Source organism: Pandoraea terrae, assembly GCF_902459695.1.
Classification (GTDB): domain Bacteria; phylum Pseudomonadota; class Gammaproteobacteria; order Burkholderiales; family Burkholderiaceae; genus Pandoraea; species Pandoraea terrae.
Map to the genome: position 1 here is coordinate 113,798 of NZ_CABPRZ010000013.1, position 16,238 is coordinate 130,035.

The 16,238-nt window shown below is 63.8% G+C and carries 15 protein-coding genes and 1 tRNA gene; 11 read left to right on the top strand and 5 right to left on the bottom strand.

Going from position 1 to position 16,238, the window contains the following annotated elements:
* Nucleotides 1-148: 148 nt before the first annotated feature.
* Entirely contained in the window at nt 149-373 is a 225-nt protein-coding gene (locus tag PTE30175_RS16130; RefSeq protein WP_150698139.1) for a tyrosine-type recombinase/integrase, read from the top strand.
* Nucleotides 374-455: 82 nt separating this feature from the next.
* On the opposite strand, the gene PTE30175_RS16135 is transcribed toward PTE30175_RS16130, so the two are convergent.
* Nucleotides 456-545, bottom strand: a tRNA-Ser gene (locus tag PTE30175_RS16135).
* A gap of 407 nt (nt 546-952) precedes the next feature.
* Here PTE30175_RS16135 and PTE30175_RS16140 point away from each other — a divergent pair.
* A complete protein-coding gene (locus tag PTE30175_RS16140; RefSeq protein WP_150698081.1) occupies nt 953-2,686 on the top strand; it encodes an acyl-CoA synthetase in 1,734 nt (577 codons plus the stop codon).
* Here the strand turns inward: PTE30175_RS16140 and hemW are convergent.
* The 3 genes from hemW to rph are packed head-to-tail and all read right to left on the bottom strand — an operon-like array spanning nt 2,683 to nt 5,245.
* Nucleotides 2,683-3,900 (bottom strand): radical SAM family heme chaperone HemW, encoded by a 1,218-nt coding sequence (hemW, locus tag PTE30175_RS16145; protein WP_150698082.1) that lies wholly within the window; start codon nt 3,898-3,900, stop codon nt 2,683-2,685. The genes PTE30175_RS16140 and hemW overlap by 4 nt on opposite strands.
* Nucleotides 3,897-4,505 carry an RdgB/HAM1 family non-canonical purine NTP pyrophosphatase gene (rdgB, locus tag PTE30175_RS16150; RefSeq protein ID WP_150698083.1) on the bottom strand — a complete coding sequence of 203 codons (609 nt, stop codon included), beginning with the start codon at nt 4,503-4,505 and terminating at the stop codon, nt 3,897-3,899. The genes hemW and rdgB overlap by 4 nt, the downstream gene beginning before the upstream one ends.
* A 2-nt stretch (nt 4,506-4,507) precedes the next feature.
* On the bottom strand, nt 4,508-5,245 hold the full coding sequence (rph, locus tag PTE30175_RS16155; protein WP_150698084.1) for a ribonuclease PH: 738 nt from the start codon (nt 5,243-5,245) through the stop codon (nt 4,508-4,510).
* A gap of 261 nt (nt 5,246-5,506) precedes the next feature.
* On the opposite strand from rph, the gene PTE30175_RS16160 reads away from it, so the two are divergent.
* From PTE30175_RS16160 to PTE30175_RS16175, 4 genes are all read left to right on the top strand, one after another.
* A complete protein-coding gene (locus tag PTE30175_RS16160; RefSeq protein WP_191629103.1) occupies nt 5,507-6,436 on the top strand; it encodes a YicC/YloC family endoribonuclease in 930 nt (309 codons plus the stop codon).
* Nucleotides 6,437-6,442: 6 nt separating this feature from the next.
* Nucleotides 6,443-7,108, top strand: a complete 666-nt coding sequence (gene gmk / locus PTE30175_RS16165; RefSeq protein WP_150698085.1) for a guanylate kinase — start codon at nt 6,443-6,445, stop codon at nt 7,106-7,108.
* A gap of 145 nt (nt 7,109-7,253) precedes the next feature.
* Nucleotides 7,254-7,457, top strand: coding sequence for a DNA-directed RNA polymerase subunit omega (gene rpoZ / locus PTE30175_RS16170; RefSeq protein ID WP_150698086.1), 204 nt, complete (start codon nt 7,254-7,256; stop codon nt 7,455-7,457).
* Nucleotides 7,458-7,511: 54 nt separating this feature from the next.
* Nucleotides 7,512-9,917 (top strand): RelA/SpoT family protein, encoded by a 2,406-nt coding sequence (locus PTE30175_RS16175; protein ID WP_224788807.1) that lies wholly within the window; start codon nt 7,512-7,514, stop codon nt 9,915-9,917.
* A 32-nt stretch (nt 9,918-9,949) separates the two neighbouring features.
* Here PTE30175_RS16175 and greB read toward each other — a convergent pair whose 3' ends face one another.
* Nucleotides 9,950-10,510, bottom strand: coding sequence for a transcription elongation factor GreB (gene greB, locus PTE30175_RS16180; RefSeq protein WP_150698087.1), 561 nt, complete (start codon nt 10,508-10,510; stop codon nt 9,950-9,952).
* Nucleotides 10,511-10,682: 172 nt separating this feature from the next.
* On the opposite strand from greB, the gene PTE30175_RS16185 reads away from it, so the two are divergent.
* The 5 genes from PTE30175_RS16185 to kdpE all read left to right on the top strand — a co-directional run bounded on the left by PTE30175_RS16185 (nt 10,683) and on the right by kdpE (nt 16,226).
* Complete coding sequence (locus tag PTE30175_RS16185) at nt 10,683-11,570, top strand: pirin family protein (RefSeq protein ID WP_150698088.1); 888 nt, start codon at nt 10,683-10,685, stop codon at nt 11,568-11,570.
* 66 nt (nt 11,571-11,636) lie between these two features.
* Nucleotides 11,637-12,488 (top strand): thioredoxin, encoded by an 852-nt coding sequence (trxA, locus tag PTE30175_RS16190; protein ID WP_150698142.1) that lies wholly within the window; start codon nt 11,637-11,639, stop codon nt 12,486-12,488.
* Between the two features lie 15 nt (nt 12,489-12,503).
* Entirely contained in the window at nt 12,504-13,091 is a 588-nt protein-coding gene (locus PTE30175_RS16195) for a P-loop nucleotide/nucleoside kinase family protein (RefSeq protein WP_150698089.1), read from the top strand.
* Nucleotides 13,092-13,108: 17 nt separating this feature from the next.
* Nucleotides 13,109-15,523, top strand: a complete 2,415-nt coding sequence (locus tag PTE30175_RS16200) for a sensor histidine kinase (protein ID WP_150698143.1) — start codon at nt 13,109-13,111, stop codon at nt 15,521-15,523.
* Nucleotides 15,516-16,226, top strand: coding sequence for a two-component system response regulator KdpE (kdpE, locus tag PTE30175_RS16205; protein ID WP_150698090.1), 711 nt, complete (start codon nt 15,516-15,518; stop codon nt 16,224-16,226). Before PTE30175_RS16200 ends, kdpE begins: the two co-directional genes overlap by 8 nt.
* Nucleotides 16,227-16,238 lie beyond the last annotated feature (12 nt).

Sequence of the window (16,238 nt, forward strand, 5' to 3'; positions counted from 1 at the left end):
AGTGCAGGCACCCGTGGGTTTGATCATTGTGCCGTATTCGCGCCAGCATGGCACGGACGGTGGAGCGGCATGACATCACCCCATTCATCTGGCGGGACGGCGAACGCGAGGACTTCATCAATCGTACGCCGACCGCTCGCATCAACGCATTTTCAAATCCTTTGCCGCGACCAGCTCAGACGCGCGGAGCGCGGCGGGACTGCCCGTCGGGAAATACCAGTTCCGTGACCTGCGCGCGAAAGCCGGAACTGACAAAGCGGAGGGCTCAGGCGACATCCGGGCGGCGCAAAAGCAGCTCGGCCACAGCAGCATCACGATGACCGAACGCTACGTTCGCAACCGTCGAGGCGCCAAGGTCGGGCCGACAAAGTGACGGTTTTTCGGAGCAGGGTACTAAAAATTGCGGAGCAACCGCGCAACTTGTGAGCAGTCACTAACGCTGCAACGCTGATTTCTGGCGGAGGCGGTGAGATTCGAACTCACGGAAGGGTTTCCCCTTCGCCGGTTTTCAAGACCGGTCCATTAAACCACTCTGGCACGCCTCCCGGCGGGTGCGCGTGAACAGGATCACGGCGGTTGCGGACGTTACCGTCCTTGGGAGATGCGCGCGGGCCGGGACAAATCGGCGCCAGATTTCCGGCACAGGCCCGGGTCCACGCGGCAGCCGGCATTATACCCGTGCTTGCCGTGCTGTGAAGCACTCCTTCCGTCCAAATCCCGCCCGATGCAAAAATTCCCGTGCGCCGTCCCCGTCAACACGCTACAGCGCCCGCATACCTGCACAATTTCCATCATCTTCGCGCACGCGGCACTTGTCTTGCTCCGTCCCGGCATGCATCATGCTTCTAACGCGTGCCGCCCGCAGATCGGGATCGTCCGGGGCTTTGCCTCCCGGATGCGCCATCGCGCAGGCGTATCCGCACATGACGGAGACACTCGACGGAGACAGAAGATGGACGCCGATACCCCTCGTAGCGACGCCGCTGTCGAATCACCCCCCACCGCCGGCTTCGCCTGGCAAGTGCCGATGCTCTTCAACATCGGCGTCGACGTCTGCGACAAGTGGGCCGACGGTTCGCACCGCCTGGCGCTTATCCACGAGCGCGCCGACGGTGCCGAGATCCGACTGTCCTTCGACGATCTCAAGCGCCTGTCCAACCAGCTTGCCAACGAATGGCGCGCCCAAGGCGTGCGTGCCGGCGACCGCATCGGCATCTTCCTGCCGCAATCGCCCGCCACGCTCGTTGCCCACGTCGCGGCCTACAAGCTCGGTGCCATCGCCGTCCCGCTCTTTACCCTGTTCGGCCCGGAAGCGCTGGCCTATCGCCTCCAGAATTCCGGCGCAACCGTGCTGGTGACCGACCTCGATAGCCTCGCCAAAATCGACGAAGTCCGTGCCGACGTGCCCGAGTTGCGTCTCGTGTACGTGGTTCACGCCGATATGCCGGGCATGACGTACGGCGGCACCAACGAAGAGGGCGTCCACGATGCCGACGAAGACGAAGACTGGGGGAGCGCGGAAGAGGGCCTGCTTGCGCTCTGGCCGGCGATTGCCCACCGCGAAACCGATTTCCTGCCCGTCGAGACGCGCGCGGATGCGCCCGCGCTGATCATCTATACCTCCGGCACCACCGGAAAGCCCAAAGGCGCGCTCCACGCCCATCGTGTCCTGCTGGGCCATCTGCCCGGCGTGGAGATGTCCCACAACGGCTTCCCCCTGCCCGGCGACCTGATCTGGACGCCGGCAGACTGGGCCTGGATCGGTGGCCTGCTCGACGTCTTGCTGCCCGCGCTTCACCACGGCGTCCCGGTCCTCTCGCGACGCTTCGAGAAATTCGAGCCGTCCGCGGCATTCGACCTCATGTCACGCCACGGCGTGCGTAACGCCTTCCTGCCGCCCACCGCGCTGAAAATGCTGCGCACGGTCCCGTCGCCGCGCCAGAAATGGCCGCTGCAACTGCGCTCCGTCGCCAGCGGCGGCGAAACGCTCGGCCCGGAATTGTTGGCGTGGGGCCGTGAACACCTCGGTGTCGACATCAACGAGTTTTACGGCCAGACGGAATGCAATATGGTCGTCTCGTCGTGCGCGGCCGCATTCCCGGCGCTCCCTGGCGCGATCGGACGCGCGGTTCCTGGCCACAAGGTGGCGATCGTCGACGACGAGGGGGTTCCGCTCCCGGCCGGATCGGTCGGCAACATCGCCATCCTGCGCCCGAATCCGGTGATGTTCCTCGGCTATTGGCACAATCCCACGGCGACGTTGGACAAGTTTCGCGGCGATTATCTGCTGACGGGCGATGCAGGTTTCATCGACGAAAACGGTTACGTCACGTTCACCGGCCGCTCCGACGACGTGATCACCAGCGCCGGCTACCGCATCGGCCCCGGGCCGATTGAAGACTGCCTGATCAAGCATCCGTCCGTGCAATTTGCGGCCGTCATCGGCGAGCCGGATCCGATGCGCACGGAAATCGTGAAAGCGTTCGTGGTACTGCGCGAAGGTGTCGAGCCGACGGACGCCCTGGCTGCCGAGATTCAGCAGTTCGTGAAAACGAGACTCGCCGCGCATGAATACCCGCGCAAGGTGGTGTTTCTCGAGGAATTGCCGATGACGGTCACCGGCAAGATCATCCGCCGTGCGTTGCGGGAGATGGGGCAGGGCGTGCGGCCAAGCGCCACGCCCTAACCTGGCGCGAGCAGGAACATGGCCTGCAGATCGTTGAGGAAGCGCTGGCCGAGTTCGGTCGGCGCAATGCGTCCCGGATCGCGCACCAGCAGGCCTTTCTCGACCGCCTCGGCGAGCGGCTTGGCAAGCTTGGCCATCGGCAGCCCGGTGCGATCGGCGAACGTTTCCGTGGGGACCCCGTCCGTCAATCGCAGCGCATTGAGCATGAACTCGAACGGCAGATCACGCGCGCTGACTTCGTTCTCGTCCTGAATGGCGTTGCCGGCGGCGGCCGTCTCCATATACCGCTGCGGATGCTTGTGACGAATCTGACGAATAATCCGCTCCGGAAACGACAGCTTGCTGTGCGCGCCGGCGCCGATGCCGAGATAGTCGCCGAATTGCCAGTAGTTCAGATTGTGCTTCGCCTGGCGATTCGGCTTGGCGTACGCCGATACTTCGTAGTGCGCGTAACCGGCCGCGGCCGTGCGCTCGATGATCCAGTCCTGCATGTCGGCGGAAGTGTCCTCGTCGGGCACGACCGGCGGATACTTGTGAAACTGCGTATTCGGTTCGAGGGTAAGGTGGTACAGCGACAGATGCGGCGGCGCAAAACCGATCGCCGTCTCGACATCCGCCTGGCACTGGGCCAGCGTCTGCCGCGGCAGCGCGAACATCAGGTCGAGGTTGAAGTTGTCGAAGTGCGTCTGCGCGATCTCGATGGCCCGGCGGGCTTCGTCGCCATCGTGAATGCGCCCGAGCGCCTTCAGATGCTCGCTGTTGAAACTCTGGATGCCAATGGACAGGCGATTCACGCCGCTTTCCCGAAAGCGGCGGAATTTCTCGGCCTCGAAGGTGCCCGGATTGGCCTCCATCGTGATCTCGGCATCCGCGTCGAGCGGAAGCAGGGCGCGGATATCCGAAAGCAGGCGATCCAGGCCGTCGGCCGACATCAAGCTCGGCGTGCCGCCGCCGATGAACACGGTGTGCACCTGCCGTCCCCAAATATTGGGCAAGGCCTGTTCGAGATCACTGCGCAGCGCGTCGAGATACATCGTCTCGGGAAACGCCTGACTGCCGCCTTCGCCCTTGAACTCGTGCGAATTGAAATCGCAGTACGGGCACTTGCGCACGCACCACGGAAAATGCACATACAGCGACAATGGCGGCAGCGCCGGCAGACGAATCTGGCCGGGCCGCAGGAAATTCTGTACGGGCAGGACGTTCGGACTCATGCTTCGCGGCTCAGTTTCTCAAGCAGTTGCTTCAACGCACGTGCGCGGTGGCTGTGCGAGTTCTTCACCTCCGGGTCCAGCTCCGCCGCCGTCTGGCCAAGCGAGCGGATCAGGAAATGCGGATCGTATCCAAATCCATGCGCGCCGCGTGCCTCGTCGATGATTTCGCCGTCCCAGCGGCCTTCGGCGATCATCGGCTGCGGATCTTCGGCATGACGCACCAGCACCAGCGCCGCAAAGTAGTACGCGTCGCGGTAGTTCGGTCCGACATGCCCGGCCAGCTGTTCGATCAGATGACGGTTGTTCGCGGCATCCGACTTTGCATGGCCGGCGAGGGCGGCATAGCGTGCCGAATACACCCCGGGCGCGCCGCCCAGCACCGGCACGCACAGGCCAGAATCGTCGGCCAGTGCCGGCAGGCCCGTGGCGGCGCTGGCATGGCGCGCCTTGGCCAGGGCATTTTCGATGAAGGTGACGTGCGGCTCGTCCGCTTCCGATACGCCGAGCATGCCTTGCGGCACCAGCTCGATGCCGAGCGGTTCGAACAGCGACGCGAATTCACGCAGCTTGCCCGGGTTGTTCGAGGCAAGAACGATTTTCTTCATTGTCAGACCCCCAGCGCCTGCTTTTGCGCGGCGACGAGTTGGGCGATGCCGTCGCTCGCGAGATCGAGCAGCATATTGCTTTGCTCGCGCGTGAACGGCGCGCCCTCGGCCGTACCCTGAATTTCGACGAATCCGCCGGCGCCGGTCATGATGACATTCATGTCGGTGTCGCACGCCGAATCTTCAGCGTAGTTCAGATCGAGCACGGGCGCGCCCTCGTAAATGCCGACGGACACGGCGGCGACGTGGTCGCGAATCGGCGAGGCGGTCAGCTTGCCGGCCGCCAGCAGGCCCGACACCGCGTCATGGGCCGCGACGAACGCACCGGTGATCGACGCGCAGCGCGTGCCGCCGTCCGCCTGGATCACGTCGCAATCGATCTGGATCGTGCGCGGACCGAAGGCTTGAAGATCGAACACGGCGCGCAGCGAACGGCCGATGAGGCGCTGAATCTCCTGCGTGCGGCCGCTTTGCTTGCCGCGCGCGGCTTCGCGGTCACCGCGCGTGTGCGTGGCGCGCGGCAGCATGCCGTATTCGGCAGTCAACCAGCCCTGACCGGAATCGCGCAGGAATGGCGGCACCCGCTCTTCGACGCTCGCCGTGCAAATCACCTTGGTATCGCCGCACTCGACCAGCACCGAACCTTCGGCGTAACGGGTGTATTGGCGGGTGATGCGCACCGGGCGCAGCGCGTTGAAGGCGCGGCCATCGGGGCGTGCGAGGTTGGCAAACGTGCTCATGGATATGTCCTGCGAGGAATGGGGGACGAATGAAAAAGGCCGGGATGTCATGCGGCGATACCCCGAATGGTATCGCTAAACGCCGATCGTCTGCGGATTCCCGTTGACGACAAAGGGCGCGCGCCGGTGACGTTGGCGTTCGGATGTCCCGGAAAATGCGATAATCCCATTTCATCCATGCATGCGAAGCCGTGCGGGGCCACCCATTACGCAAAGTTCTGCCCGATTTGCATCGTAGGGCGCCCCCCGCCGGAGACCCTGATGAAAGACAACAACATATACAGTATGACCGGCTACGCCAGCGTCACGCGCGAGATCGCGCTGGGCGAAGGCGCCGCAGGCGCGAGCGTGTCGGTGGAATTGCGGACTGTCAATTCGCGATTCCTCGACCTCGCGTTCCGAATGCCTGAAGAGGCGCGTGCCTGCGAACCCACGCTGCGCGAAACACTGATGGCCAAGCTGTCGCGCGGCAAAGTCGATATTCGCGTCAATGTGCAGCGTCCCGAAGCGGGCGTTGCGGGCGCGCTCAATACCGAATCGATTCGTCAACTCGCTGCGCTCGAAGCGCAAGTGCTCGATATCTTCCCCGGCGCGGAACGCATGCGCACCGGCGAGATCCTGCGCTGGCCGGGTGTGCTCGGCGAACAGTCCGTGACCGCCGAAGCCCTGCGCGAAGCCGTGATCGACGGCGGCCGTGCGGCCATCGCCGAACTCGTCGAGGTGCGCAAGCGTGAAGGCGCGCAATTGAAGGTCAGCCTGATCGAGCGCATTGCCAGCATGGAAGCGATTCTCGCGCGCCTGCAGCCGCTCGTGCCCGATCTGATCGCGCGCCATCAGCAGAAGATTGTCGACCGTCTGCAAGAGGCGCTCGGGATCGTGCTGTCGGAAGGCGCTGCAGCCCCCGGCAAGGAAGAAATCGCAGAACGCATCCGTCAGGAAGTGACGATGTACGGTGTGCGGATCGACGTTGCCGAAGAACTGACCCGCCTCGACGCGCACCTGAAGGAAACGCGCCACATCCTCGACAAGGGCGGTCAGGTCGGCAAACGCCTCGACTTCATGATGCAGGAGCTCAATCGCGAAGCGAATACGCTCGGCTCGAAGGCGGCCTCGAAGGAACTCGCGGATGCATCGATGGAGCTCAAGCTCTTCATCGAGCAAATGCGTGAGCAAGTGCAGAATCTGGAGTAAGCAGGAATGAGTTCCCCCCACCCCACGTTGCATGCCGAGTATCCGGGCAACCTGTTCATGGTGGTCGCGCCGTCCGGCGCCGGCAAGTCGACGCTCGTCAACGCCCTGCTCGCGCAGGACAGCGAGATCCGTCTGTCCGTGTCGTGCACCACGCGCGCACCGCGCTCGAATGAACGTGACGGCGTGAATTATCATTTCATCTCCGTCGAAGACTTCCTCCAGCGTCGACGCGCCGGCGAGTTTCTGGAAAGTGCGGAAGTCCATGGCAACTACTACGCCACGTCGCGCGTGTGGATCGAGGACCAGATGCGCGACGGCCACGACGTGTTGCTGGAAATCGATTGGCAGGGCGCGCAGCAGGTTCGCAAGCGTTTTGGCAATGCCGTGGGCATCTTCATCCTGCCGCCCTCGATCGCGGCGCTCGACGAGCGTCTGAAGAAGCGGGGCACGGACGAGGCGAACGTCATCACGCGCCGTTTGCTGGCCGCCGGCGGTGAAATGGCGCATGCGCCGGACGCGGATTTCATCATCATCAATGAAGATTTCCAGCGTGCCCTGTCCGAGCTGCAAGCGGTGGTGACGGCGACACGCCTGCGCTTCGCTTCGCAGCGAGCGCGCCACGAAAACCTCTTCATCGAACTCGGCATTCATTCGCCGCAGGAAGAAGAATAGCCCTGCAAAATACGCGGCGCGGCAAGGCCTGGTCAGTGGCCCAAGCGCGCGGCAAGCAGTGCTTCGCGTGACGCAAGAATACGATTTGGCGCGCGTTCTCTCCGGCTGCGCTAAAATACGTTTTATATTGAGAAGGAATACCCATATGGCCCGTATCACCGTAGAAGATTGCCTGAAACAAATCCCGAACCGCTTCGAGCTGGCGCTCGCCGCCACGTACCGTGCGCGTCAGCTGGCGCAAGGCCATACGCCGAAGCTCGAAAGCAAGGACAAGCCCACCGTCGTCGCACTGCGCGAGATTGCCTCCGGTCAGGTTGGCATCGAAATGCTGAAGAAAGTGCCCCTCTGAGAGGAACGCACTTATGCGATGTGACGCCACGGGCCGCTCGATGCAGGTGCAAGCATGAGTACCGCAAAATCTCCGGCCCCGTCCATCGCATCGGGTGAGCACAAACCAGAGCGGAAAAAGAAGAAAAGCGAGAGTGCCACCCGGCAATACATAGATGCGCTGCTCGAGCAGTCGTACCGGCATTTGTTTGGCCCGACGGCCACGCCGGAGCAGCCGCGCAAACATGAGGTCGTGTCCATCGCCCGCCTCAAGGGGCTGTTGGCCGACTACCTGAAGGAAGGCGACCTCGCGCAAATCAAGGAAGCGTTCCAGTTCAGCGACGAAGCGCATCTGGGCCAATATCGCCAGAGCGGACAGCCCTACATTACCCATCCCGTTGCCGTTGCCGAGATCTGTGCCGAGTGGAAGCTCGACGCGCAGTCGATCATGGCCGCCCTGTTGCACGACGTGATGGAAGACCAGGGCGTCACCAAGGCCGAATTGGCCGAGCGCTTCGGCGCCAAGGTGGCGGAACTGGTCGACGGCTTGTCGAAACTCGACAAGATGGAGTTCCGCAGCCGAGAGGAAGCCCAGGCCGAGAGCTTCCGCAAGATGCTGCTGGCGATGGCGCGCGATGTCCGCGTGATCCTCGTCAAGCTGGCTGACCGCCTGCACAACATGCGCACGCTCGGCGTGACGTCGATGGAAAAACGCCGCCGCGTGGCGCGCGAAACACTCGACATCTACGCACCTATTGCGCACCGTCTCGGCCTCAATAATACCTATCGCGAGCTGCAGGACATGAGCTTCGCGAACTACCACCCGCGCCGCTATGCCGTGCTCGACAAGGCCGTCAAGGCAGCGCGAGGCAACCGCCGGGAGGTGGTGGGCAAGATTCTCGATACGGTCGAACGCTCCCTGAAAGACGGGGGCGTCGACGCCAACGTGTTCGGCCGCGAGAAAACGCTCTACAGCATCTACAACAAGATGCAGGAGAAGCAGTTGTCGTTCTCGCAGGTGCTCGACGTGTATGGCTTCCGGGTCGTGGTTGAGTCGAATGCGCAGTGCTATCTCGCGCTCGGGCTGTTGCATGCGCTGTACAAGCCCGTGCCCGGCAAGTTCAAGGATTACATCGCCATTCCGAAGGTCAATGGCTACCAGTCGCTGCATACGACGCTGGTCGGCCCGTTCGGCACGCCAATCGAATTCCAGATCCGTACGCGCCGCATGCACGAGATCGCCGAAGCCGGGGTGGCTGCGCACTGGCTGTACAAGAACGGCGGCGCGGACATGAACGACGTGCAGAAGCACGCGCACCAGTGGCTGCAGTCGTTGCTCGACATCCAGAGCGAGACGGGCGATTCGACGGAGTTCCTGGAGCACGTCAAGATCGACCTGTTCCCGGATGCCGTGTACGTCTTCACGCCGAAAGCACGCATCATGGCGCTGCCGCGCGGCGCTACCGCCCTCGATTTCGCCTACACCGTGCACAGCGACCTGGGTAACCAGTGCGTCGCGGTCAAGATCAATAACGAACTGCTGCCGCTGCGCACCGAACTCAAGAACGGCGATATCGTGGAAGTGATCACGGCGCCGTACTCGAAGCCGAATCCGGCCTGGCTCGGCTTTGTACGCACCGGCAAGGCGCGCTCGGCGATCCGGCACTACCTGAAGACGATGCGCTTCACGGAATCGGTGCAACTGGGCGAGCGGCTGGTCGAGCAGTCACTGAAGGGCTACGGCCTTTCCATGTCGGAGATCAGCGAGGAAATCTGGGAAAAGCTGGCCCAATGGACCGGCAACAAGGATCGCCAGGACATTTTTGCAGATATCGGCCTCGGCCGGCGTGTCCCGGCGGTCATGGCCAAGCGCCTGGCGGTCCTGCTATCGGGCAAGGAAAGCGACAACGAGGGCGACAGCCCCGACGATGCGGCGTCGCCGCGCGCGGACGAGCCCGTCGGGCCGCCGGTGCTCATCACCGGCACGGAAGGGATGTCCGTGCAGTTTTCGCCGTGCTGCCGTCCGATTCCGGGCGACGGCATCATGGGCTATATCGGAATCGGGCTCGGAATGGCGATCCATACCACCGACTGTACGGTCGCGCGACGCATCCACCGCAAGGATCCCACGCGCTGGATCGACGTGGCGTGGGCGCCGCAGCCGGGGCGTCTGTTCGACGTCGGCATCAAGGTGCTGGTACACCACAACCGCGGCGTGTTCTCGCGCGTGGCGGCCGATATCACGGCCTCGGACGCGAATATCGTCCATATCGGCATGGACGACGTGGTGCCGGAGGAATCGGCCACGTTGCGCTTCCTGATCCAGGTCAGCGACCGCGTGCATCTGGCCAACGTCATGCGCCGCATCCGCGTCAATCCGGATGTCATGCGCGTTGCGCGCGAGCGGCCGAGCGAGCGGCACCAGGAAGAGATTCACGCCGCGCATACCATGCGCATCACGCGCGAGCGCGGCAACTATTGATCCGATGCGCCGCCGGGCGCATCGAACCGCACTCATTCTGAAGGCAGGTAACGCACGTCCAGAATCTCGATCTGCTCGACGCCGGCTGGCGTACGCAACGGCACCGTATCGCCGATGCGCGCCTTGGTGATCGCACGTGCGATGGGCGAGATCCAGCTCACGTGCCCACGGTCGAGATCGACTTCGTCGATGCCGACGATCGTGATGACGTGCTCATCGCCCGCGCTGTCGGCATACGTGACTTCTGCGCCGAAAAACACCTGATCAACGTTTTCCTGGCGGCGGGTGTCGACGACTTCCGCATTATCCAGGCGCTTTGTCAGGAAACGGATGCGCCGGTCGATCTCGCGCAGGCGGCGTTTGCCGTAAATGTAATCGCCATTTTCCGACCGGTCGCCGTTGGACGCCGCCCACGAGACGATTTTCACGACCTCGGGACGATCATTGTCGATCAGATGGAGCAGCTCGTCCTTGAGACGGCGATAGCCTGCCGGCGTAATGTAATTCTTGCTGCCGGGCGGAATTTCGGGGACTGCGGCGGCGAGATCCTCGTCATCATCACCGGCGTCTTCCTTGACGAAAGCTTTGTTCATGTCAGCCTGACGGGCCGCAAGGCCCGGCGTCGATCCATTGTATTCAGTCGTTTCATTATAGAAGCGATCGGCGCCGATGAGCCATGCGGCAGTATGATATGCCGCCGGCGCCGTCATGCTCTACAATCGACCGGCGTGCAATTTCGCACTATGCCCGTCAACGGAGATCGTCATGGCAAGCCCTTTCCTGGCCGTTCTCAAGCCGCACACCAGCGATATCGGTGCATTTCTCGTGCAGCGCAGCCTGCCCAGCGCGCAGTTCCAGACCATTGGCCCGTTCATCTTCTTCGACCATATGGGACCGGCGATGCTTTCGCCGGGGAAAGGCATGGACGTGCGCCCGCACCCGCACATCGGACTGGCGACCGTCACCTATCTGTTCGACGGGGAGATCATGCACCGCGACAGTCTCGGTAATGCGCAGCGCATTACGCCGGGGGCCGTCAACTGGATGACGGCAGGGCGAGGTATTGTGCACTCCGAACGGTCGCCCGACGACTTTCGCGAACGCGGCGGACCGGTGCACGGCATCCAGACCTGGGTCGCGTTGCCGAAAGCGGATGAAGAGACCGAACCCGCGTTCGCCCATCATCCCGTTGAAGCACTGCCGGAAATCACGCTGCCGGGGGTGAAGCTGCGGCTGATTCTCGGCACCGCATTCGGCAGGGAGTCGCCGGTCGTCGTCTTTTCCCCGATCTTTTACCTCGCCGGCGAGCTGGCGCCGGGGGCATCGTTTACGTTGGCGCCCGAACACCGGGAGCGTGCGGTGTACGCCCTGGATGGCGAAATCCACGTGGACGGCGAGGTGCTGCCCGCACAACGCATGGGCGTGCTCGCGCCGGACACCGACGTCAAGATCACGGCGGGCGATGCGCCGGTCAAGATCATGTTGCTCGGCGGCGCGCCGCTCGATGGCGACCGGTTCATCTTCTGGAATTTCGTATCGTCGAGCCGTGAGCGCATCGAAGTCGCCAAGGCTGCCTGGATGGCGCAGGAAATGGGCCAAGTCCCGGGTGAGACGGAATGGATTCCGCTGCCGGAGCGAAAACCGGCGAAATAGGCGGCACCACCGGATGGATGTGCCCCCCGTGATGTCGTTCCCCAATTACCCTGGATACGCCCTATGATCGATACCAATCTCGCCAGCTTTGACCAGGATGTCCTGGCTTTCTCGCATCAAGTACCGGTCCTTGCCGATTTCTGGGCGCCTTGGTGCGGTCCGTGCCGCGCGCTTGGCCCGTTGCTTGAAAAGCTCGAAGCCGAGATGGGCGGGCGCTTTCGTCTGGTCAAGATCAATGCCGACGAGAACCAGCAGCTGAGCGCCGACTACCAGGTGCGCAGCCTGCCGACGGTCATCGCTTTCGTCGAAGGCGAGCCCGTCGATCAGTTCGTGGGCGCGTTGCCTGAGGGCCAATTGCGCGCCTTCATCGAGCGCCTTGCCCCGAATCCTGCCGAACTGGCGCGCCGCGAAGCGCATACGGCGTTGGCCGCGGGCGAGCCGGAAGCCGCGTGCGAGGCCTTGCAGGCGGCGTTGGCGCTCGATCCGGGGCATGACGACGCGCGTGTCGACCTGATCGAAGTCCTGCTTGGCATCGGCGATCTCGCCGGTGCGCGCAATGAATTCGCACTGTTGACGCATCGCCTCGTGGCGCTTGGCAATGCACGTGTGAATGCGCTGAAAACGCGGCTCGACGCGGCCGAGCAGGCGAGCACGTTGCCGCCGGCGAGCGAGTTGGCGCAGCGCGTCGCCCAGGCACCCGACGACTTGCGTGCGCGGCTCGATCTGGCCAATCGCCATCTGGCCGATCACCATTTTGACGAAGCGCTCAGTGAGTTGCTGATCATCGTGCAGCGCGACCGGACCTTCGAGGACGGCGTCGCGCGCAAATCGATGCTCGCCATCTTCGAGACGCTGGGGGCCGTCGATCCGGCACGTGTCGCGGCATGGCGGCGCAAGCTCAGTGCCGCCCTCAACTGAACGGACCACGCCCGCATGACGCGCCTCGTTTTCTTTTGCGGCCACGCCGGGGCCGGCAAGACCTCCCTGGCCAAGCGCTTGATCGGACCGCTGATCCGGCAAAGCGGAGAAGCGTTCTGCCTGCTCGACAAGGACACCGTGTACGGCGCGTACAGCGCGTCCGTCATGCAGGTGCTCACCGGCGATCCGAACGACCGCGACAGTCCCGTCTATCTGCAGCATCTGCGCGATCCGGAATATGCCGGTCTGATGGAAGTTGCTCGCGAAAATCTCGCGTTGGGCGTGAACGCGCTCGTCGTCGGTCCGTTTTCGCGCGAAATTCGCAGCGGTGCGCTGTTCGACCGCGCATGGCTCGGCATCGGCGATGACATCGGCGTGCACGTCGTGTGGGTCGACCTGGACGAGGACGACGCACGTGCGCGCATCGTCGCGCGCGCCAATCCGAACGACGCTTACAAATTGGCCCACTGGGACGATTACCGCCTGCGCCGCTTCGTGCCGGCGGCAGCGTCGTATCCGGGGCTGATCCGCTTTGACAATACGGCTCCATGCCCGGACGACGACGCGGCGCTGCTTCAGGCGCTGCTGGCGCGCACGCGCTGAGTATGACTTCCCCAGGCATGGAGCGCCCCGATCCCGACGCATTGCCCGGCAAACCGCTGCGTGACGAAGCGCCCAGTCAACGCGGCCGCCTCAAGATATTCTTCGGCGCTTGCGCTGGCGTAGGGAAGACGTATGCCATGCTGCAGGCAGCGCACAAGTTGCACGAGGAGGGGGCCGACGTGGTCGTCGGTGTCATCGAGACGCACGGGCGTGACGAGACGGCGAGCCTCTCTGAAGGGCTCGACGTATTGCCGCAACGACTGGTCGAGTATCGCGGCCGCATGCTGCGCGAGTTCGATCTCGACGGCATGTTGGCCCGCGCGCCGGCGCTGGCGCTGGTTGACGAACTCGCGCACACCAACGTATCCGGCGCGCGCCATGTGAAGCGCTGGCAGGATATCGACGAACTGCTGGCAGCAGGCATCGACGTGTACACGACGCTGAACGTTCAGCACCTCGAAAGTCTCAACGATGTCGTTGGACAAATTACGGGCATCCGCGTGTGGGAAACGTTGCCCGATCGCGTGTTCGACATGGCAGACGAGGTCAAGCTCGTCGATCTGCCGCCCGATGAGTTGCTTGAGCGGATGCGCGAAGGCAAGGTGTACCTGCCTCAGCAGGCGGAGCGCGCCATGCGGAATTTCTTTCGCAAGGGCCATTTGATCGCCCTGCGAGAGGTGGCGCTGCGGCGCACGGCCGATCGTGTCGATGCGCAAATGCGCGAGTATCGGGCAGACCAATCCATCGGTCATGTCTGGCGGGCACGCGAACGTCTGCGCGTGGCCATTGGTCCGGGGCCGGCCTGGCGCGACTGGCTCGATGCCGCGCCGGCCAACGGTCTCGCCGGACCGTTGCGCGGGTATGCGTGGGCAGTGGCGATCTGCGGCGTTGTGACGCTGGCGGCAGCCGAGCTGGTGGTATTCCTCGATCTCGCGAACATCGCCATGCTGTATCTGCTCGGCGTGATTGCCGCGGCGATGTGGCTCGGGCGCGGGCCGGGCGTGCTGGCGTCGTTCCTGTCTGTCCTGGCGTTCGATTTCTTCTTCGTGCCGCCAACGATGTCGCTGTCGGTCGCGGATACGCAATATCTGCTGACCTTCGCCGTCATGCTGACGGTGGCGCTCCTCATCAGCCATCTGACCACCAGCTTGCGGTTTCAGGCACGTCTGGCGACCTGGCGCGAACGGCGGACCGGCGCGGTGTACGCGATGGCGCGCGAGCTTGCCGCCGCGCTCGCCACGGCGCAGATCCTCGAGATCGGCGCACGGCATGTCCGCGAAGTCTTTCAGGCGCGCGTCGCGATTTTGTTGCCGGACGGGCACGGTAAGGTGCGTCAGCCGGTCGACGACGCCGATTCGCTCGGCTTGCCCCCGCAGATCGACAACGACGTGGCGCAATGGGTGTACGACCAGCAGCAGCCGGCGGGTCAGGGCACGGCGACGCTACCGGCCGCCGAGGCGTTGTACCTGCCATTGCGTGCCCCGATGCGAACGCGTGGCGTGCTGGTCGTGAGCGCCGGCGCGCCATCCCCTGCCACGCCCGAACAGCAGCGGCTGCTCGATACGTTCGCGGCACAGATCGCCCTGGCGCTCGAGCGCGTGCATTACGTCGAAATCGCGCAAGACGCGCTCGTCACGATGGAGTCGGAACGATTGCGCAACTCGCTGCTTTCGGCAATTTCCCATGACTTGCGCACACCGCTGACGGCGATCGTGGGGTTCGCGAGCGTGCTCGCGCGCGACGAGAACCGGCACGAGGTTCCCGCGCCATTGCGAAGGGAAATGGCCGAGGCCATTCACGAGGAAGCGCAGCGCATGACGGGCCTTGTCACGAACTTGCTCGACATGGCGAAGTTGCAGGCCGGTAGTGTGCAATTGAATCGTCAATGGCAAATGCTCGAAGAGGTTGTCGGCACGTCACTGCGCGCCTGCAGGCGCGTGTTGACCGGGCATCAGGTAACGACACATCTGCCCCCCGACCTGCCGTTGCTTCGCTTCGATGCGGTGTTGATGGAACGCCTGTTTGCGAATCTGCTGGAGAACGCCGCCAAGTACACGCCGGCGGGCAGCCATATCGCGATATCCGCTGAACGCCGGGCGGACGTCGTGGAAGTGTCCGTCGAGGACGACGGGCCGGGGTTGCCGGCAGGCATCGAAGACCGTCTCTTCGAGAAATTCATGCGGGGCGAAAAAGAGTCGGCGAAGCCGGGCATCGGCTTGGGACTGGCCATTTGCCGCGCCATCGTCGAGGCGCATGGCGGTAGAATCGAGGCCGTCAACGTGGCGCACGGGCACGGCGCGCGTTTCGTCGTTACCCTGCCGGTAGAGACGCCGCCCCCGGAGGCCGACGTTGACGACGCGGGTGGCTCGCCGGACGCCCCGGACACGCCCGACCTGCCGCGAGATCCCTCTGCCAGAGCGCAACATGAGTGAACCTGCCGTCACCCTGGTGGTGATCGAAGACGAGAAGACCATTCGCCGCTTCCTGCGTACGTCGCTGGAAGCGGAGGGCATGATCGTGCACGAAGCGGAAACGGGGCGGCAAGGGTTGATTGAGGCGGCTACGCGCAAACCGGATCTGCTGATTGTCGATCTCGGGTTGCCCGACGTGGACGGCGTCGAAGTGATCCGCGAATTGCGCGGCTGGACGGACATGCCGGTTATCGTCCTGTCCGCCCGTAACGCCGAGCACGAAAAGGTCGTGGCGCTCGATGTCGGTGCGGATGACTACCTGACGAAGCCGTTCGGCGTCTCCGAATTGCTGGCGCGCATCCGTGCGCAACTGCGGCGTCATCATCGCGGCGGCGGCACCGATACGCTCGACGAATCGTTTGCGTTCGGCGACGTCCATATCGACCTGTCGCGGCGCAAGGTGACGCGCGGCGATGACCCGGTGCACCTTACGCCCATCGAGTACCGCCTGCTGGTGACGTTGGTCCGACACGCCGGGCGCGTGCTTACCCATCGTCAATTACTCAAGGAAGTCTGGGGACCCTCGCATATCGAGAGCAACCACTACCTGCGCATTTACATGGGCCATCTTCGCCAGAAGCTCGAGGCCGATCCGGCGCAACCGCGGCATATCCTGACAGAGACCGGTGTCGGCTATCGCCTGGAGACGGATGCGGCACCGTAGCCGCGCAGCCAG